Below are 17131 nucleotides of genomic sequence, written 5' to 3'. Positions count from 1 at the left end.
CGTGCGCACGCATTAAGAGCCGAAGACAACCGTGCGTCGCTGCGCGCACGCTGCAAGGAGATTTACATGGATTGGCGCCACAAGGCGGTCTGTCGGGATGAAGATCCGGAACTGTTCTTCCCTGTGGGCAACAGCGGTCCTGCACTCGCCCAGATCGCAGAAGCGAAGCTGGTGTGCAACCGCTGCCCGGTAACCACCGAATGCCTGACGTGGGCGCTGGACTCCGGCCAGGACGCCGGCGTCTGGGGTGGCATGAGTGAAGACGAGCGGCGTGCGCTGAAGCGCCGCAACGCCCGGACCCGAGCACGCAGTTCGGTCTGACGTACTCAGCACGTATTTGGTAGGGCGCGGAAAATTCCGCGCCCTACTTTGCTGAGCTAACAAGCGTTTATCGGATTCGCCCTTTACGGGCTATTACTCCTATTGCCCGCTCGGCCTCACTGCGGGCTCCGCCCGCTCCGGCGGCCGATCGGCACCCTCAACACCACATCCGTCCCTCCACCCGGGGCATCGTGCATGCCGAGCGAGCCGTCCAGCTCCGTCGCCACCAGCGTCCGCACGATCTGCAGGCCCAGCCGATCCGACTTCTCCAGACTGAAACCGGGCGGCAGCCCGCGGCCATCGTCGTGCACCACCACGTCGAGCCACCGCGAGGAGCGCTCGGCGCGAATGGTCACGCTGCCGTCGGACCCTGACGGGTCGTAGGCGTGCTCGATCGCGTTCTGCACCAACTCGGTGATCACCATGATCAGCGCCGTCGCACGGTCCGAATCGAGCACACCCAGTGTCCCCGCCCGCTCGACCCGGACGCGAGAGTCGACACCGGCGAGATCGCCCATGATCGGCAGGATCCGGTCGACCACCTCGTCGAGATTCACTTCCTCGTCCACCGACATCGACAGCGCGTCGTGCACCAAGGCAATCGACGAGACTCGCCGCACCGACTCGATCAGCGCCTCGCGGCCTTCCGGATTCGTGGTCCGGCGCGCCTGCAGCCGCAGCAGCGCCGCGACCGTCTGCAAGTTGTTCTTCACCCGGTGATGGATTTCGCGGATCGTTGCGTCCTTGGACAGCAGGGCGCGATCGCGCCGCTTGATCTCGGTGACGTCGCGAATCAGAACCGCAGCGCCGACGGACTCGCCCCGCACCACCAACGGCAGCGTGCGCAGCAGCACGGCCGCGCCGCCTGCGTCCACCTCGAGCCGCATGCTGGAACCGCCGGCTAGCGAGTCGAGCACATGATCGGCCAGCTCCTGCGCCTCGAACGGATCCGAGATCAGCGGCCGGGTCACGCGCACGAGGTTGTGGCCCTCCAGCTCCGAGGTCAGCCCCATGCGGTGGTACGCCGAAATCGCGTTCGGGCTGGCGAACACCACGTCACCGTTGACGTCCAAGCGGATGAAGCCGTCGCCCACCCGCGGGCTGGACCGCGACACCGGCAGATCGCCGACATTGGGAAACGTCCCCTCGGCCAGCATCTGCAGCAGGTCGTTGGCGCAGTCCAAGTAGGCGATCTCCAGCGGACTGGACTTGCGCCGCGTAGCCACCGCCGTCTGCTGCGTCAGCACCGCCACCACGTCGTCGCTGTGACGGACCGGCACCGCTTCCATACCGCTGCCGTCGTCGCCGATCGTGCCGGATGCGAACGCGGCCGCAACCTGCGGTAAGTCCTCACTGCGAGCGACGGTTCCGACCGCGTCGGTCAGCAGCACTGTGGGCGCCGTGTTGGGCCGGCACTGCGCCACGCACACCAGCGCGCCGTCGTCGCGGCGAACCCACATCAGGTAATCGGCGAAGGAGAGGTCGGCCAGCAGCTGCCACTCCCCCACGACCGCGTGCAAGTAATCGACCGCCTCGCCTGGCAGGACGGTGTGCTCGGCGAGCAGTTCACCGAGGGTGGACATGGCTCCCAGCTAATCGATGACGGCTATCAAATCGCCGGCGCGGATGACGTCACCCACAGCCACCTTGACCTGCGTGACCCTCCCCGCCGTTTCGGCGTGCACGGGAATCTCCATCTTCATCGACTCCAGCAGCACCAGGGTGTCGCCCTCACCGACTTGATCGCCTTCTTTGACCATGACCTCCAGCACGCTGGCCACGATTTCCGCGCGAACGTCTTCGGCCATTCACTACCCCGTTCTCTGCACCGCAGGCGGAGCCGCCCGGGCGGCGACATCGATCGCCGGAGCCGCGCGGCGGCGACATGATTCTTCGCCCTCATCGAACCACAGCGATGAGCGCTTGCGCGAAGAGCCAACCTGAAGCGATGAGCGCTTGCGCGAAGAGCCGATCAGAAGCGATGAGCGCTTGCGCGAAGAGCCGAGCACTCGAGCCGCATGAGATGATGGACGGCCAGTAGACATGAAGTGACCGAAGGAGAAGACAATGGCCAAGCGTGGCCGCAAGAAGCGTGACCGCAAGCACAACAAGGCCAACCACGGCAAACGGCCCAACGCAGGCGCCAAAAAGTAGTAGGGCAGCCGCGGTCAGTACTTGATGATCGTGGTGCGGCTGATTTCCATCATCAGGCGCTGACGCAGCCGATCCGGCGCCTTCTCCCCGCTGCACTTGGCTGCGATCAGCCGCTTGATGCGCTCCTCGACGCCGTACTGACGCAGGCAGCCGGGGCACTCCTCGAGGTGGTGCCGCAGCTTGTCGCGGGTCTCAGGCGTGCACTCGCCGTCAAGTAGTGTCCACACCTCGGCCATCACGGCCGCGCAATCGGGATGCTCCGGATCAATCGGGCCTATCGGCGGCTTGAATACGTTCTGCTCTTCGCGCGAGCGCTCATCGGTGCTGCTCTGCTCTTCGCGCGAGCGCTCATCGGTGCTGCTCTGCTCTTCGCGCGAGCGCTCATCGCCACTCACGATGACACCTCCTCGTGTCCCCGCACGAATCCGCGATCTCTCGCCACATCGGCGAGCAAGCTGCGCAGTTGCCGCCGACCACGATGCAGCCGCGACATCACCGTCCCGATCGGAGTATCCATGATCTCGGCGATCTCCTTGTACGGGAAGCCTTCGACGTCGGCGTAGTACACGGCCATCCGGAATTCCTCCGGCAGTGCCTGCAGCGCCTCCTTGATCTCGTTGTCCGGCAGCGTCTCCAGCGCCTCGACCTCCGCCGACCTCAGCCCGGTGGACGAATGCTCGGCGTTGGCCGCCAACTGCCAGTCGGTGATCTCCTCAGTGGGATATTCCGCCGGTTGACGTTGCTTTTTGCGGTAGCTGTTGATGTAGGTGTTGGTCAGGATCCGGTACAGCCAGGCTTTGAGGTTGGTGCCTTCTTTGAAGGACCGGAACCCGGCGTAAGCCTTGACCATGGTCTCTTGCAGCAGGTCTTCGGCGTCCGCGGGATTGCGCGTCATTCGCAACGCGCCGCCGTAGAGCTGGTCGAGCAGCGGAATCGCATCGCGTTCGAAGCGTGCGGTCAGCTCAGCATCGGTCTCGGTCCGCCCACTATCAGTCGGCGTCTCCGACGGTCCGGCCTCGTCCGACGGTGCGGTGCCCGCACCATCGACGTCGGTCATGTCGATCCCTTTCGTTGGGGTGTCATCGACGTCGCCCACCCACACTGGGCGCTCCAGGCACGCCGTCAACACCAGACAACCCCTTCTTCAATCCTAGAACCGCGAGCCGCTCGACCCTTGACTGCACCCATCAACACCAGTCAGGACCTGCGTTGTTCCCGGTGCAGCTGTTACCGCGGCATGAACCGCACGAACGGTATGCGCCGCCCTACCGCGCGGAAGTCCTCCTCGGAGCCGTCGACTTCGAATCCCATCAATCGAGGCAGCAGGTGCTTGGCCAGCACGCGATGTCGGGTGGCGTAGCGGGCGAAGATCTCGGCGCCCTGCTCAGCCGACAGCGCCTCGGCCGTCACCGGGATCGTCGTGCGGCCCACCTCGATGGTGACGTCAGGGTGCGTCATGACGTTGCGGTACCACGCCGCGGTAGGACCCCATCCGGACGCGACGACGTAGCTGCCGTTGCGGACGTCGTGTTCGACCACCTCCAGCACCGCCGCCCGCGCTTCACCCGTTCTGCGGCCGATGTGGTGCAGCAGCAGCAACCGCTGGGCGAACAACCAGCCGAGCCTAGCCTGGTACAGCTGGATGGGTATACGAAACAGCGAGCGGCGCAACCCTTTTGGCGGCTGCATCGATTTGACTACTTTCACGCACTGAGCCTCCCGTCATCGCGCCCTGGTTGTCCGACGGCACAGACGTCTTACCCGTCCCACGAGCACGCCATCCAGCCCAGGAGCGCCCGGTTAAGGTCGACAGATGTCCCTTTCCGGCAAAACCATGTTCATCTCGGGTGCCAGCCGCGGCATCGGCCTGGCGATCGCCAAGCGGGCCGCCGCGGACCGCGCCAACATCGCGCTCGTCGCGAAGACGGCCGAACCCCACCCCAAGCTGCCCGGCACCGTCTATACCGCGGCCAAGGAGATCGAGGAGGCCGGCGGCCAAGCTCTGCCGATCGTCGGCGACATCCGCGACGGCGACATGGTGGTCGCCGCGGTGGCCAAGGCGGTGCAGCAGTTCGGTGGCATCGACATGTGTGTCAACAACGCGTCCGCGATCAACCTCGGCTCGATCACCGAGGTGCCGCTGAAGCGCTTCGACCTGATGAACGGCATCCAGGTGCGAGGCACCTATGCGGTGTCGCAGGCCTGCATCCCGCACATGAGAGGCCGGGAGAACCCGCACATCCTGACGCTGTCTCCCCCGATCCGTCTCGAACCCAAGTGGCTCAAGCCGACGCCCTACATGATGGCCAAATTCGGAATGACGCTGTGCGCGTTGGGAATTGCCGAAGAGATGCGTGATGAGGGCATCGCCTCCAACACTTTGTGGCCGCGCACGATGGTCGCCACCGCGGCGGTGCAGAATCTGCTCGGCGGCGACGAGGCGATGGCCCGGTCGCGCAAGCCGGAGGTTTATGCCGACGCCGCGTACGCGATCCTCAACAAACCCGCCCGCGAGTACACCGGCAACACTCTGCTGTGCGAGGACGTGCTCGTCGAATCCGGAGTCACCGACCTGTCGGTGTACGACTGCGTTCCCGGTGCGACGCTGGGCGTCGACTTCTGGGTGGACTCGCCCAACCCCCCGGGGTACGGGGACTGATCCAGCCCTACACCACGGAGATGTGCGCGCCCAGCAGTAGCCAGGGCCACAGCGCCGCCGTGGCCACGAACGACACCATCTCCGATCCCGCCGGCATCCGAGTGCGCAGATCGCCCTCGAGCAGCTGCACCTGCTCGGCGTCGAAGAACGCCCACACCAGTCCGACGACGATGTAGGGAACCGCAAGCCAGAAGGCCAACTCGATCATCGCTTCGACGCTGACCCGTCGGCTCAGCAGCCGGCGCAGTGCCCTCATACCAGCGCCCGGTTGTCGCGGACCCGCTGTCTAACGTCAGCCAGCAACACGTAGCTGCCGCCTTGGCGGATGAACACCGGAATGAACCGGTTGACGAAAGCGACTGTCAGGAAAAGCCATTCGAACAGACCCTGCTTGACGTTGCTCCACCGCAGACCCATCGCGTCGCGGAACACCGGCGCCAGAAAGCCGGTGGTCAGAAATTTCAACAGCGGCCGAAAAGCAAGCCGCAGAACAGGATTGATCATCCGAAGGTTGATCAGATCCAGCAGGTACTGACGGACCGTTTCGTCGATTTGCACCCGACGGCACGCGTCGACCCAGTAGGCGTCGAACTCGGTGCGGGTGGGTGGCCACTGGTCCTCGGTGACTTGCAGCGTGGTTCCCAGCGTCCACGCGGATCGGTAGAACTGTTCGGCCTGCGCCGGCGTCATCTCGCCGCGCAACAACTGGTAGACATCCTCCAGTCCGACGAAAAGGCAAGCGGCGACCCACATTTGGAGGTCGCGGTCGAACGCGTTGTACCGCACCGGACTGTCCGGGCCGGACTTGACCTGTCGGTGCGAGCCGTCCACCGCCTTGCGGAACGCCGCACGGTCCGCCGGCGTGCCCAGCACCGCGACGGCCAGATACTGAAGCGTGGTGCGTGCCCGCTTCCACGGATGCTTGAGGATGTTGCCGGAGTCGACCTTGCTCTCGACGACTCCGTAACCCACTTCGGGCCACGACAGCTGCATGATCACGTTGGCTGCGCCGGCCGCGAACCCCCAGAAATCCATGGCCTCGGCTGCGGTGACCGCACCGTCGTCCCATCGTGCGGTGCGTCTGCGGATGCGGATCCGGCAGTCGTCGGGCGGGAATTCGCGCATGCGTCTCCTTCCGGTGGCTTAGGCTCGCATCAGGTCAGACAGACGTTGAACAGCACGAGAACGGGCCACGACAGCGCGGACCCGGCAACCACCACCACACGGTGGGAACCGTGCGTCTGGCTGAGCTGATCAGTGTGAGTGGCCAGCCACAGGGCGCCGACGAGCAGGTACGGGACGCCCAGCAAGGCCGCTGTCCCGATCCACTCAGCGACGGTCATCTGGAAGCTCACGATCTTTCGCACCGCACTGAGCATGCCGTCCCCGTCCGTTGCGCTGGTCTCAGCCTTGCCCGTCGATGTTAACGACGGTTCTGGCACCGGTGCTGTGTTATCGCCCGATACGGCGGCGAACGTGAATGCCGGTTCCTACAGCAGGGTCGGCTGCCTGGCCTCCGGCTCGGCGGGCTCGATGAGCTCGGGGCCGTTGTTGCGCACGTTGTTGACCAACGTCGACACTTCACGGATCTCCAGTTGCGAGAGGTCGGCCCGCACCGTGAGCAGTTCGGGGTCGAGCGGACTGTCCGGGTCCAGCCAGCGGTCCCAGTCGCGCTCGTCGATCATCAGCGGCATCCTGTCGTGGATCTGCGCGAGCGGGCCGACCGCGTCCGTGGTGATGATCGTGCAACTCAGCAGCGGCTCAGCGTCCTTGGCTGGTTTCCAGACCGACCACAGCCCGGCCATGCAAATCAACTGGTCGTCGCCGGGTGTCATGAAGTACGGGGTCTTGCGCGGCTTCTTGCCCGACGGCGCGTCCGAATTGGCCTTCCACTCGTACCACCCGGTCATCGGCACCAGGCAGCGTTTGCTCTTCGCCGACGACCGGAACGCCGGCGACGTGGTGACCTTGTCGGCGCGGGCGTTGATCAACAGCGGCCCCTTGCCCTCGGGCGCCCCGTCCGGGCCGGCCTTGGCCCACGGCGGCACCAGTCCCCACCGCATCAACCGCAGCCGTCGCGTCGGATCGTCCTCGGGTTCGTTGTGTCTGCTCACCACGGTCGCGATCGTGTTCGTCGGCGCGACGTTGTAGTTGGGCCCTGAGCTGTCTTTCGCAGCCGACGTGGCCTCGTCGATCGCGTGGATCTTCTCGGCCAGCAGCTTCGGATCGGTGGTCACCGCAAAACGCCCGCACATGCCTCCATCGTGGCACCGGTTACCGACACGCCAGAATTGAGGCGTGAGCATCTGGCAGGCCCCCACCGCGCCCGCCCCTGTGCACGCCACCGTCGCCGTTCCCGGCTCCAAGTCGCAGACCAACCGTGCGCTGGTGCTCGCGGCGCTGGGCGCCAGCGACGACGAGTCGGTGTCGGTGACCGGTGCGCTGCGCAGCCGCGACACCGACCTGATGATCGGCGCGCTGCGCACGCTGGGCTTCGGCGTCGACGTTCACGGCAGTGACGTCACCGTGTCTGGCCGCGTCGAGCCGGGCGAGGACGCGACCGTGGATTGCGGGCTGGCCGGAACCGTACTGCGGTTCGTTCCGCCGCTGGCCGCGCTCGGTGCCACGGCGGTCACGTTCGACGGCGACGAACAGGCGCGCAGCCGGCCCATCGCCCCGCTGCTCGACGCGTTGCGCACGCTGGGCGTGTCCGTCGACGGCAGCCGGCTGCCGTTCGTGGTGCGGGGGACGGGCGCGGTGCGCGGCGGCAAGGTCGAGATCGACGCGTCAGCGTCGTCACAGTTCGTGTCCGGACTGCTGCTGTCGGGAGCAGCTTTCGACGACGGGCTGACCGTCGTGCACACCGGCGCCACCCTCCCGTCCACTCCGCACATCGCGATGACGGTGGCGATGCTGCGCGAGGCCGGCGTAGACGTCGACGACTCGGCGCCGCGGCGCTGGCACGTGGCACCCGGCCCGGTCACAGCGCGGACCTGGCGCGTCGAGCCCGACTTGAGCAACGCGGTGCCGTTCCTGGCTGCGGCGGTGGTGACGGGCGGCGCCGTGCGCATCGCGGGCTGGCCGCTGGTCAGCGTCCAACCCGCCGACCACATCCTCAGCCTGCTTCGCAAGCTGGAGTGCACTGTGCTGCAAGCCGATTCACATCTCGACGTGCAGGGGCCCAGCAGCTACGGAGGAATCGACGCAGACCTGGGCGACGTAGGCGAGCTGACCCCCGCAGTCGCGGCGCTGGCCGCGCTCGCCCAGCCCGGTTCGGTGTCGCGGCTGACCGGCATCGCCCATCTGCGCGGTCATGAAACCGACCGGCTGGCCGCACTCGCCACCGAGATCAACAAGCTCGGCGGCGACTGCGAGGAGACCGACGACGGCCTGGTGATCACCGCGACGCCGCTGCACGGGGGCACGTGGCATTCCTACGCCGATCACCGGATGGCGATGGCCGGCGCCATTGTGGGCCTGGCCGTGTCGGGGGTCGCCGTCGACGACATAGAGACCACCGCCAAGACGCTGCCGGAATTCCCGCAGCTGTGGGCGGACATGCTGGCAGGCCAGGATCCCGCCCGGTGAGACCGGGCGACTTCGACGAATCCGACGTCAAAGTGCGCTCGGGCCGAGGCTCGCGGCCGCGGACCAAGACGCGCCCCGAACACGCCGACGCGCGTCCGGCGATGGTGGTGACCGTGGACCGTGGCCGCTGGGGGTGCGTGCTGGACCGCGACCCCGCGCAGCGGGTCACCGCGATGCGGGCCCGTGAACTCGGCCGCACTCCGATCGTCGTCGGCGACGACGTGGACCTGGTCGGCGATTTGTCGGGGCGCCCGGACACGCTGGCGCGCATCGTGCGCCGCGGGCCGCGGCGAACCGTACTGCGGCGTACCGCCGACGACACCGACCCCACCGAGCGGGTGGTGGTGGCCAACGCCGACCAGCTGCTGATCGTGGTTGCCCTGGCCGACCCACCGCCGCGTACCGGGCTGGTGGACCGGGCGCTGATCGCCGCGTATGCGGGCGGTCTTCGGCCGATCCTGTGCCTGACTAAAAGCGACCTGGCCCCGGCCGAACCCTTCGCCGAGCAGTTCGCCGACCTCGAGCTGACGGTGACCACCGCCGGCCGCGACGATCCGCTCGATGCCGTGGCCCCGCTGCTGACGGGCAAAGTGACTGTGTTGCTTGGCCATTCGGGCGTAGGCAAATCGACGTTGGTGAACCGCCTTGTGCCGCAAGCTGACCGGGCGATCGGCGAGGTGACCGGCGTGGGCAAGGGCCGGCACACGTCCACGCAGTCCGTCGCCCTGCCGCTGCCGGACTCCGGGTGGGTTATCGACACACCGGGAATCCGGTCGTTCGGGCTGGCGCACATCGAACCCGACGACGTGCTGCTGGCGTTTTCCGACCTGGCCGACGCAGTCGAGGACTGCCCGCGCGGATGCGGGCACCTCGGTCCGCCGGCCGACCCGGAATGCGCGCTGGACGCGCTTCGCGGCCCCGCGGCGCGGCGCGTCACGGCGGCGCGCCGGCTGTTGCGGGTGCTCACCGAAACATAGGCTCACCAGCGCCGTTTGGGCAGGGCTGAGGGGCGCCCTTACCATTCCACCGAGTGTTTCAGCGGCGTCGCGGCACAGGCGATCCTTCGCCGACCGCGGTTGGGGGCAAGCAGATGGCCGCTGAACGTAGACCGAGAGGACCCAAAGTTATGACTCACGCCGGTAAGCACGCCGGTAAGGTGGCTGGCCTTCTCGCGGCCGGCACCGCGATCGCGTTGTCGTTGGGGCTGTCGGTGACGGCGCACGGCGACCCCCCGTCGGAGCCGACGCCGACCAGCAGCCCGACGAGCCCCACCTTGCAGCCGCCCGACCCCCAGGGTTCCGGCTGCGACAACTACAAGAAGCAGGTCCCGTCGGGTAAGGGGTCGTTCGCGGGCATGGCGACCGAGTCGATCACCGACGCCGTGGCCAACAACCCGATGCTGACGACGCTGAACGCGGCGCTGACCGGACAGCTCAATCCGAACGTCAACCTGGTCTCGACGCTGAACTCCGGTCAGCACATCCTGTTCGCACCGGTCGACGACGCATTCGCCCAGCTGCCGCCTGAGCAGCTGAACGCGCTGAAGGCCGATCCGGCCGCGCTGAGCAATCTGCTCAGCTACCACGTGGTGCTCGGCCTGCTGTACCCCGAGGACGTGCACGGCAAGTTGACGACGTTGCAGGGTAACCAGGTCACCGTCACCGGCAAGGGCGGCGACGTGAAGGTCGACGACACGGCGAAAGTGGTCTGCGGCGGCATCACGACCACCAACGGCGTCATCTACATGATCGACACGGTCTTGAACCCGGCCGGCTCGACGGCCTCGAGCAGCAGTTCCACGACGCCGACCACACCTTCGTCGACACCCTCGTCGACGTCGGCATCGCCGAGCCTGACCGCGCCGAACGCCGCCGAGGCGCCCGGGCGCTGAGCGCCGAGGTCAGGCTGCGGCGCGGCGGGCTTCCCGCCGGTTCTGGCGCCAGCCGCGAACCGTCGCGATCGCGGTCTTGAGCCCACGTCGACGACCGGTGTTCGGATCGGGGCCGGCGAATCCCGGCTCCAGCTCCGCGAACATCTTTTCGCTGCGGGTTTCCGGTGCGTCGTCTGCGGTGGCACTGAGGTATTTGTCAGGCAGCGACAGCTTGGCGATCGTCCGCCACGCCTTGCCGTACTGCACCAAAAACGACCCGGTCGTGTAGGGCAGGTCGTATTTGTCGCACACCTGACGTACCCGCACCGAAATCTCGGCCAGCCGATTGCTGGGTAGATCCGGGTACAGGTGGTGCTCGATCTGGTACGACAAGTTGCCCGTCATGAACGCCATCACCGGCCCGGCATCGATGTTGGCCGAACCGAGCATCTGGCGCAGATACCACTGGCCCTTCGATTCGCCTTCCATGTCGGTCTTGGTGAACTTCTCTGCGCCGTCGGGGAAATGGCCGCAGAAGATGACCGCGTTGGCCCACACGTTGCGGATGACGTTGGCCATGAAATTCGCGGTCGCCGTGGACTTGAAGGTGGCGGCCGGTGAGGCCGACGTCAGCGCCGGGAACGCGACGTAGTCCTTGAACACCTGCCTGCCGGCCTTGGTCGATACCTCACGCAGCCGTACTTTGGTGGCGTCGCGATTGGCCCGGCCCTTGAACAGCTTGCCGATCTCCACGTGCTGCAACGCAACGCCCCACTCGAAGCCGAGCGCAAGAATCGTGTTCCACAGCAGGTTGAAGGCGTTGTACTTCTTCCAGCGCTGGTCACGCGTGACGCGCAGCATGCCGTAGCCCACGTCGTCGTCCATGCCCAGGATGTTGGTGTACTTGTGGTGCTGGAAGTTGTGGGTGAAGCGCCAGTGCTTGGACGCGCCGCCCATGTCCCACTCCCACGTCGAGGAGTGGATCTCGGGATCGTTCATCCAATCCCATTGGCCGTGCATGACGTTGTGGCCGATCTCCATGTTCTCGATGATCTTGGCCAGGCCCAGCGTCGCTGCTCCGGCCCACCAGGCCGACCGCTTGGAGCTGGCCGCCAGCATCACCCGGCCGGCCACCTCGAGCGCGCGCTGCGCGGCGATGGTGCGACGGATATAGCGCGCGTCGCGCTCGCCGCGTGAGTCCTCGATGTCTTGGCGTATCGCGTCCAGTTCGACCGCGAGGCTTTCGATGTCCGCGTCCGTGAGGTGGGCGAACGCGGGGACGTCCGAGATAGCCAACGCATGCTCCTTCCGCCGTCGGGTCGCTACCTACGCTAGCGTAACCTACGACGTCGTAGGTTACCAGTGGGTAATCATTAGACGTCCAGCACGCAATCTCCCGACGCCGCCGAGATGCAGGTCTGCACGCGAGTACCGGGCTCGTGCTCCACACCGGTGCGCAAGTCGCGCACATAGCCGTCGACCAAGCCCACCACGCATGATTGGCAGATTCCCATCCGGCAGCCGAAAGGCATTTGCACGCCAGCGTTTTCGCCGGCGTCCATCAGCGAGGTGGCGGCGTCGACGGTCACCGACTTGCCGCTGCGGGCAAACGTCACGGTGCCGCCGGCGCCATGCGTGGCAGCCCTGCTGACCGCGAACCTCTCGAGGTGGAGCTTGCCGGTGAGTCCGGCGTCGGCCCACACCTGTTCTGCCGCCTCGAGCATTCCCAGGGGGCCGCACGCCCACGTTTCACGCTCGCGCCAATCCGGCACTTCTTCGGCCAGCCGGTTCAGATCGAGGCGGCCCTGTGTGCGGGTGAACCGCAGATTCAGCCGGTAACCGGGATGCTCGCGCGCCAGGTCGGCCAGCTCGCCGCCGAACATCACGTCGGATTCCGTTGGCGCCGAATGGATGTGCACGATGTCCGTGATTTGATCGCGACGCGCCAGCGTGCGCAGCATCGACATCACCGGGGTGATGCCCGAGCCCCCGGTGAGAAACAGCACCGACGCCGGCGCCGGATCGGGCATCACGAAGTTGCCCTGCGGGGCAGCCAGCCGCACGATAGTGCCCGGCGCGACTCCACCGACCAGATGCGTCGACAGGAAACCCTCGGGCATCGCCTTGACGGTGATCGTGATCGTGCGCGCCGAGCGTGAGGTCACTGGGCTCGAGGACAGCGAATACGAGCGCCACCGCCAGCGCCCGTCGACCAGCAGACCGATGCCGATGTACTGGCCCGGCTCGTAATCGAATTCGAAGCCCCACCCCGGTTTGATCACCAGGGTCGCGGAGTCGGCGGTTTCCCGCCGGACGTCGAGTACACGGCCGCGCAATTCCCTGGCGGACCACAGCGGATTGGCCAGTTGGAGGTAGTCGTCGGGCAGCAGCGGCGTGGTGATCCGGCTGGCCACCGCGCGCAGTGTCCGCCACACCGGATGCTTGGCTGCGGCGCTTGAAACGGTCGGCCGTTGAGTATCGGCGACGACCGCGGTGGGCTTCGAGATCTTCGAACCCATGCCTCACTCCCGTCGGTCAATCCGTGCTACCTACGGTACCGTAACCTACGGTGGCGTAACAACTCCCGTCAGAGCAAGTCGAGGAGGAAAGCCAACTCCTGCGGCGCGTACCAGGCCAAATCGTGGTCCTGCGCGTCGCCGACCCGAAGCTCGGCATCCTCGTCCCCAAGGTCGGCAGCGTCAATCGCTTCCACCGCCGCGACCACCGCCTCCTCGGCCGCCGCGTTGTCGACGTGTGCGCAGACCACCTGGTCCAACCACACTGGACCGCTGAGCCGCACAACGGCATCGTCGAGCAGCGGAAGCGGCTGCGCATAATCCACGTCTGCGACCAGCACCGCGCGCCGGGGCGGCAGCCCAGACGAGTCGTCCTCGGTAGTCAGCAGCCGCAGCGACGCCAGCGCGGCATCGCGCAATGCCACCTCGGCGAGCTCGTCGTCGTCGCCTTCCGCGTACGCCTCCCGAAGCGCCGGCGTCACGGCAAAAGCCGTGCCATTCACCGGGTCGAGCTGGCCGTCGGCCACCAGCCGTTGCAGCATCGCCAGCGTGGCCGGGATGTAGACCCGTGTCACGATGCCGGCTCCGCCTGGCCGAGCAAACGGGCGACGTGGTCGGGCACATAGTGGTAGTGGCGCCGCGAGGGACGCTGGTAGCTGTCGGAGTGAACGGGCTCGGGCGGCAGCTTTACTGTCGGCCTCGGCGTCTCGTGATAATCCAAAGTGGACAGCAGATGGGCCATCATGTTCAGTCGCGCAGCCTTCTTCGAATCGGATTCGACGACGTACCAAGGGCTTTTGGGAGTGTCGGTGACGGCCATCATCTCGTCGCGCGCACGCGAGTAGTCCTCCCACCGGTAGATCGATTCCAGATCCATCGGGCTGAGCTTCCACTGCCGCAGCGGGTCGGTCAGGCGCGATCGGAACCGACGCAGTTGCTCTTTGTCCGACACCGAGAACCAGTACTTTCGCAGTACCACGCCGTCGTCGATGAGCATGTCCTCGAAAATCGGTGCCTGCGTGAGAAACAACGAATGCTCTTGCGGCGTGCAGAAATCCATCACCTTCTCGACGCCGGCGCGGTTGTACCAGGACCGGTCGAACAACACGATCTCCCCGCGTGCCGGCAACTGCGCAATGTAGCGCTGGAAATACCACTGGCCACGTTCGCGGTCAGATGGCACCGGCAATGCGGCAATGCGCACCACCCGCGGGCTGAGGTACTCGGTAATCCGCTTTATCGTGCCGCCTTTGCCAGCGGCGTCACGGCCTTCGAACACCACCACGATGCGCGCGCCGGAATGGCGGGTCCACTCCTGCAACTTCACGAATTCCGTTTGGAGACGGAACAATTCAGCTTCATACACGTCCGGCGGGATCTTGCGTCGCTTGGGCTTGCCCGTCGGCGACGCCGACGCGTCGTGCGCCTTGTTGCCGCTCATCGCCGAATGGTATCGCCGCAGACCTACTGCGCGGCTTCGATCAGCTCGTCGAGGGATTCTTGAAGCAGGGTCGGCAGCATGTCGACATCGCTCATCGCGTCACGGTCGGCGTTGATGCCGTAATAGAGCATCCCGCAATAGGACGTCACCCCGATCGCCAGCACCTGATTGCGCAGCAGCGGCGGCACCGCGTAGGTCTCCAGCAGCTTGGCGCCCGCAATGTACATCTGCGACTGGGGGCCAGGAACGTTAGTCATCAGCAGGTTGAACACCCGAGCCGAGTAGCTGGTAGCCACGCGGATGCCCATCGCGTGCAACGTCGGTGGGGGGAAGCCGGACAGCGTCACGATCGTGCGCGCGTCCACCAGACTCGAGGCCGTCGGGTGGCTTTCGGTGGCGTGCGCGATCTGCGAGAGCCGCACCACCGGATTGCCCTCGCCGACGGGTAGATCCACGAGGAACGGCGACACCTCGCTGATCGCCTGTCCCGGGCCGGCATTGGTCTCCAGATCGGCTTCGGGATACACCGACATCGGCGCCATCGCGCGCACCGTCGACGTCGTCGTCACCGGCTCCCCCCGCGACAACAGCCAATTGCGCAACGCCCCGGCGACCACGGCCAGCACCACGTCGTTGACGTCGCAGTCATAGCGGGCCCGCAGCTTGCGGTAGTCCTCCAACCGGCCGGTGGCCACGGTGAATCGGCGGTTACGCGACACCTGCGTGTTGAGCGGACTGTCGGGCGCGGTGCCTCGCAACAGGGTGCGCACGGTATGGGTGAGCTGACGGCCCATGTCGGCCAGGTAGCCCGCGTTGGTGACCATGTCGGCGGCCGCGGTGCGCATTGACTCCAGCTGCGTGGTGGGTCGCGTCACCCAGTCGCCGACTGCCCCCATCACCAGCTCGAAGTTCGACGGCTCGTGGGCGGGAATCCAGATGTCCTCGCCGAACTCGGGCTGGCGCTGGGTGCGGTCGGCGATCACGTGGCCGATCTCGAGGGCCGTCATGCCGTTCACCAGGGCCTGGTGGGACTTGGTGTAGATCGCCAGCCGATTCTTCGCCAGGCCCTCGACCAGATACATCTCCCACAGCGGCCGTGAGCGATCCAGCGGCCGCGATGCCAGCCGGGCGACGAGCTCGTGCAGTTGCTCGTCGCTGCCCGGAGAGGGCAGCGCCGAGCGACGGATGTGGTAGGTGATGTCGAAGTCGGGATCGTCGACCCACACCGGCCTGGCCAGACCGAACGTCACTTCGCGCACCTTTTGGCGATAGCGCGGGATCTGCGGCAGCCGCTGCTCGACGGTGCGCAGCAGCGTTTCGTACGACAGGCCACCCTTCGGCCGCCGCAGAATCGACAGAGACCCGACGTACATCGGCGTCGACGTGTCCTCCTGGTGGTAGAACGACGCGTCGGATGCCGACAAGCGGGTCACCACGCGGGCCATACCCTCCCCTCACCGAACTCAGCCGCAGCTTGCGCCCACCGTATCCGGCGACGCGGGTGTTCCGCATTGTCGGGCCGGAACGAAAATTCGGCGCTAGGACGCCGCATTTGCCATGGGATCATTTGTGAGTACACGTCTGCGTCTCTCCAGCAGGCAGGTCGACATCGTCACCGCTGGAGGCTGCGCGCATGAACCGCCATTTGACCGTCGTTCCCGTCGTCGACTATGAGCCGCCGATCGGCCAGCCCCGCCCACCGACGCCTGGTCCCCGACGGACCCGCCGGCTGGTTGCGGTGCCGCCTGCGCCGGAGCAGCCGTCGGCACAGGCTGCGGCCGTGTTCGCCGAAGCCGCGTTGCGTGGTGTGCTGGAAGTGATCGACGGGCGCCGCCCGTTCGCGCAGCTGCAGCCGATGCTCGGCGATTGCGTGACCGATACGGTGATCGCTTTGGCCCGCGCGCCCCGAGGCGCCGGCCGGACGGCGGCTCAGCTGCGCCGGGTCCGGCTGCGCATCGTGGATAGTGACGGCGAGATCGCGGAGGTGTCTGCGACCTATTGCCGCGGCGAGCGGGTCCGCGCGATCGCGGGGCGGGTGGAGCACGCCGTGGTCCGCGGCCGTCGAAGATGGCGACTCGTGGCGCTCCAGATCGGCTAGCGTGGGTCCATGGCCAGCGTGGAAAACGACAGAGTGAGCGTCGAACGGGTGATCGACGCACCGGCGAGTGCGATCTTCGAGTTACTTGCCGACGCCGGCAAGCACGCCAGCTTCGACGGCTCCGGCACCGTGCAGCATGCCGAGCAAGAATCGATACCGCTGTCGAAGGGTTCCAAGTTCGGTATGTCGATGCGGATGGGATTGCCGTACCGGACCACCAATACCGTCATCGAATTCGAACCCGACCGCCGAATCGCTTGGCAGACAACTATGTTGGGTGGCCTGGTAGGCGGCCGCATCTGGCGCTACGAGCTCGAGCCCACCAATGGCGGCGGCACGCGGGTGCGCGAGACATGGGACATCTCGCAGGACAAGCAGAAGTGGTTGCTGCGATCCAGCGGCATGCCGAAGCAGGCCGAGAACGGCATGCGCGAGACGTTGGAACGGATAGCCAAGCTCGTCGAAAGGCGTTGAGCTCGCGCCT

22 protein-coding genes are annotated in these 17131 nt (G+C 66.5%); 8 read left to right on the top strand and 14 right to left on the bottom strand.

Annotation, left to right across the window (positions count from 1 at the left end):
- Positions 1–66: 66 nt before the first annotated feature.
- A complete protein-coding gene (locus AC5Y39_RS09435) occupies positions 67–321 on the top strand; it encodes a WhiB family transcriptional regulator (RefSeq protein WP_499907772.1) in 255 nt (84 codons plus the stop codon).
- A gap of 116 nt (positions 322–437) precedes the next feature.
- Here AC5Y39_RS09435 and AC5Y39_RS09430 read toward each other — a convergent pair whose 3' ends face one another.
- Together AC5Y39_RS09430 and AC5Y39_RS09425 are read right to left on the bottom strand one after the other, a co-directional pair.
- Positions 438–1904: a sensor histidine kinase gene (locus tag AC5Y39_RS09430; RefSeq protein WP_500018228.1), complete on the bottom strand. Its 1467-nt coding sequence runs from the start codon at positions 1902–1904 to the stop codon at positions 438–440.
- Positions 1905–1913: 9 nt separating this feature from the next.
- Positions 1914–2129 (bottom strand): biotin/lipoyl-binding carrier protein, encoded by a 216-nt coding sequence (locus AC5Y39_RS09425; protein WP_500018226.1) that lies wholly within the window; start codon positions 2127–2129, stop codon positions 1914–1916.
- A 259-nt stretch (positions 2130–2388) separates the two neighbouring features.
- Between AC5Y39_RS09425 and AC5Y39_RS09420 the strand changes: the two genes are divergently transcribed.
- Positions 2389–2475 carry a 50S ribosomal protein bL37 gene (locus AC5Y39_RS09420; RefSeq protein ID WP_499908064.1) on the top strand — a complete coding sequence of 29 codons (87 nt, stop codon included), beginning with the start codon at positions 2389–2391 and terminating at the stop codon, positions 2473–2475.
- Between the two features lie 14 nt (positions 2476–2489).
- Here the strand turns inward: AC5Y39_RS09420 and rsrA are convergent, their stop codons facing one another.
- The 3 genes from rsrA to AC5Y39_RS09405 all read right to left on the bottom strand — a co-directional run bounded on the left by rsrA (position 2490) and on the right by AC5Y39_RS09405 (position 4182).
- Positions 2490–2753 carry a mycothiol system anti-sigma-R factor gene (rsrA, locus tag AC5Y39_RS09415; protein WP_499908063.1) on the bottom strand — a complete coding sequence of 88 codons (264 nt, stop codon included), beginning with the start codon at positions 2751–2753 and terminating at the stop codon, positions 2490–2492.
- Positions 2754–2866: 113 nt separating this feature from the next.
- Positions 2867–3532, bottom strand: a complete 666-nt coding sequence (locus tag AC5Y39_RS09410; RefSeq protein ID WP_500018224.1) for a sigma-70 family RNA polymerase sigma factor — start codon at positions 3530–3532, stop codon at positions 2867–2869.
- Between the two features lie 170 nt (positions 3533–3702).
- Positions 3703–4182, bottom strand: a complete 480-nt coding sequence (locus AC5Y39_RS09405) for a nitroreductase family deazaflavin-dependent oxidoreductase (RefSeq protein ID WP_500018222.1) — start codon at positions 4180–4182, stop codon at positions 3703–3705.
- Positions 4183–4288: 106 nt separating this feature from the next.
- Here AC5Y39_RS09405 and AC5Y39_RS09400 point away from each other — a divergent pair, with 106 nt between their 5' ends.
- The gene (locus tag AC5Y39_RS09400; RefSeq protein WP_500018220.1) at positions 4289–5134 is read left to right on the top strand and encodes an SDR family oxidoreductase; all 846 of its coding nucleotides are present in this window, start codon (positions 4289–4291) and stop codon (positions 5132–5134) included.
- A gap of 7 nt (positions 5135–5141) precedes the next feature.
- Here the strand turns inward: AC5Y39_RS09400 and AC5Y39_RS09395 are convergent, their stop codons facing one another.
- The 4 genes from AC5Y39_RS09395 to AC5Y39_RS09380 form a co-directional block, all read right to left on the bottom strand.
- A complete protein-coding gene (locus tag AC5Y39_RS09395; protein ID WP_500018218.1) occupies positions 5142–5390 on the bottom strand; it encodes a hypothetical protein in 249 nt (82 codons plus the stop codon).
- On the bottom strand, positions 5387–6259 hold the full coding sequence (locus tag AC5Y39_RS09390) for an oxygenase MpaB family protein (protein WP_500018216.1): 873 nt from the start codon (positions 6257–6259) through the stop codon (positions 5387–5389). The genes AC5Y39_RS09395 and AC5Y39_RS09390 overlap by 4 nt, the downstream gene beginning before the upstream one ends.
- Before the next feature lie 29 nt (positions 6260–6288).
- Positions 6289–6501 (bottom strand): hypothetical protein, encoded by a 213-nt coding sequence (locus tag AC5Y39_RS09385; protein WP_500018215.1) that lies wholly within the window; start codon positions 6499–6501, stop codon positions 6289–6291.
- Positions 6502–6624: 123 nt separating this feature from the next.
- Positions 6625–7389, bottom strand: a complete 765-nt coding sequence (locus tag AC5Y39_RS09380; RefSeq protein ID WP_500018213.1) for an SOS response-associated peptidase — start codon at positions 7387–7389, stop codon at positions 6625–6627.
- Positions 7390–7432: 43 nt separating this feature from the next.
- On the opposite strand from AC5Y39_RS09380, the gene aroA reads away from it, so the two are divergent.
- The 3 genes from aroA (at position 7433) to AC5Y39_RS09365 (ending at position 10613) form a co-directional block, all read left to right on the top strand.
- Entirely contained in the window at positions 7433–8722 is a 1290-nt protein-coding gene (aroA, locus tag AC5Y39_RS09375) for a 3-phosphoshikimate 1-carboxyvinyltransferase (RefSeq protein WP_500018211.1), read from the top strand.
- On the top strand, positions 8719–9699 hold the full coding sequence (gene rsgA, locus AC5Y39_RS09370) for a ribosome small subunit-dependent GTPase A (protein ID WP_500018209.1): 981 nt from the start codon (positions 8719–8721) through the stop codon (positions 9697–9699). The genes aroA and rsgA overlap by 4 nt, the downstream gene beginning before the upstream one ends.
- Positions 9700–9848: 149 nt before the next feature.
- Positions 9849–10613 carry a fasciclin domain-containing protein gene (locus AC5Y39_RS09365; protein WP_500018207.1) on the top strand — a complete coding sequence of 255 codons (765 nt, stop codon included), beginning with the start codon at positions 9849–9851 and terminating at the stop codon, positions 10611–10613.
- 9 nt (positions 10614–10622) lie between these two features.
- Here the strand turns inward: AC5Y39_RS09365 and AC5Y39_RS09360 are convergent, their stop codons facing one another.
- The 5 genes from AC5Y39_RS09360 to AC5Y39_RS09340 form a co-directional block, all read right to left on the bottom strand.
- Complete coding sequence (locus AC5Y39_RS09360; protein WP_500018205.1) at positions 10623–11888, bottom strand: fatty acid desaturase family protein; 1266 nt, start codon at positions 11886–11888, stop codon at positions 10623–10625.
- A 77-nt stretch (positions 11889–11965) separates the two neighbouring features.
- The gene (locus tag AC5Y39_RS09355; RefSeq protein ID WP_500018203.1) at positions 11966–13111 is read right to left on the bottom strand and encodes a ferredoxin reductase; all 1146 of its coding nucleotides are present in this window, start codon (positions 13109–13111) and stop codon (positions 11966–11968) included.
- A 68-nt stretch (positions 13112–13179) separates the two neighbouring features.
- Entirely contained in the window at positions 13180–13683 is a 504-nt protein-coding gene (locus tag AC5Y39_RS09350) for a DUF6912 family protein (protein ID WP_500018201.1), read from the bottom strand.
- Positions 13680–14549 (bottom strand): polyphosphate kinase 2, encoded by an 870-nt coding sequence (gene ppk2, locus AC5Y39_RS09345; RefSeq protein WP_500018199.1) that lies wholly within the window; start codon positions 14547–14549, stop codon positions 13680–13682. The genes AC5Y39_RS09350 and ppk2 overlap by 4 nt, the downstream gene beginning before the upstream one ends.
- Before the next feature lie 23 nt (positions 14550–14572).
- Positions 14573–15985: a WS/DGAT/MGAT family O-acyltransferase gene (locus AC5Y39_RS09340; RefSeq protein WP_500018396.1), complete on the bottom strand. Its 1413-nt coding sequence runs from the start codon at positions 15983–15985 to the stop codon at positions 14573–14575.
- Positions 15986–16182: 197 nt separating this feature from the next.
- On the opposite strand from AC5Y39_RS09340, the gene AC5Y39_RS09335 reads away from it, so the two are divergent.
- Together AC5Y39_RS09335 and AC5Y39_RS09330 are read left to right on the top strand one after the other, a co-directional pair.
- On the top strand, positions 16183–16647 hold the full coding sequence (locus tag AC5Y39_RS09335; RefSeq protein ID WP_500018197.1) for an Rv3235 family protein: 465 nt from the start codon (positions 16183–16185) through the stop codon (positions 16645–16647).
- Between the two features lie 9 nt (positions 16648–16656).
- Entirely contained in the window at positions 16657–17121 is a 465-nt protein-coding gene (locus AC5Y39_RS09330; protein ID WP_500018195.1) for an SRPBCC family protein, read from the top strand.
- Positions 17122–17131: the final 10 nt, after the last annotated feature.

It is taken from the genome of Mycobacterium sp. NGS39 (assembly GCF_059812765.1).
The sequence above is the reverse complement of the archived record's forward strand: the minus strand, read 5'-3'. Positions and strand labels throughout refer to the sequence as shown.

Bases quoted from the DNA above. Each gene is read 5' to 3' on its own strand.
- AC5Y39_RS09425 (WP_500018226.1), bottom strand. From the start codon at position 2,129: ATGGCCGAAGACGTTCGCGCGGAAATCGTGGCCAGCGTGCTGGAGGTC.
- AC5Y39_RS09420 (WP_499908064.1), top strand. From the start codon at position 2,389: ATGGCCAAGCGTGGCCGCAAGAAGCGTGACCGCAAGCACAACAAGGCC.
- AC5Y39_RS09430 (WP_500018228.1), bottom strand. From the start codon at position 1,904: ATGTCCACCCTCGGTGAACTGCTCGCCGAGCACACCGTCCTGCCAGGC.
- AC5Y39_RS09335 (WP_500018197.1), top strand. From the start codon at position 16,183: ATGAACCGCCATTTGACCGTCGTTCCCGTCGTCGACTATGAGCCGCCG.
- AC5Y39_RS09435 (WP_499907772.1), top strand. From the start codon at position 67: ATGGATTGGCGCCACAAGGCGGTCTGTCGGGATGAAGATCCGGAACTG.
- AC5Y39_RS09390 (WP_500018216.1), bottom strand. From the start codon at position 6,259: ATGCGCGAATTCCCGCCCGACGACTGCCGGATCCGCATCCGCAGACGC.
- AC5Y39_RS09365 (WP_500018207.1), top strand. From the start codon at position 9,849: ATGACTCACGCCGGTAAGCACGCCGGTAAGGTGGCTGGCCTTCTCGCG.
- AC5Y39_RS09380 (WP_500018213.1), bottom strand. From the start codon at position 7,389: ATGTGCGGGCGTTTTGCGGTGACCACCGATCCGAAGCTGCTGGCCGAG.
- AC5Y39_RS09355 (WP_500018203.1), bottom strand. From the start codon at position 13,111: ATGGGTTCGAAGATCTCGAAGCCCACCGCGGTCGTCGCCGATACTCAA.
- AC5Y39_RS09400 (WP_500018220.1), top strand. From the start codon at position 4,289: ATGTCCCTTTCCGGCAAAACCATGTTCATCTCGGGTGCCAGCCGCGGC.
- ppk2 (WP_500018199.1), bottom strand. From the start codon at position 14,549: ATGAGCGGCAACAAGGCGCACGACGCGTCGGCGTCGCCGACGGGCAAG.
- AC5Y39_RS09395 (WP_500018218.1), bottom strand. From the start codon at position 5,390: ATGAGGGCACTGCGCCGGCTGCTGAGCCGACGGGTCAGCGTCGAAGCG.
- AC5Y39_RS09410 (WP_500018224.1), bottom strand. From the start codon at position 3,532: ATGACCGACGTCGATGGTGCGGGCACCGCACCGTCGGACGAGGCCGGA.
- AC5Y39_RS09330 (WP_500018195.1), top strand. From the start codon at position 16,657: ATGGCCAGCGTGGAAAACGACAGAGTGAGCGTCGAACGGGTGATCGAC.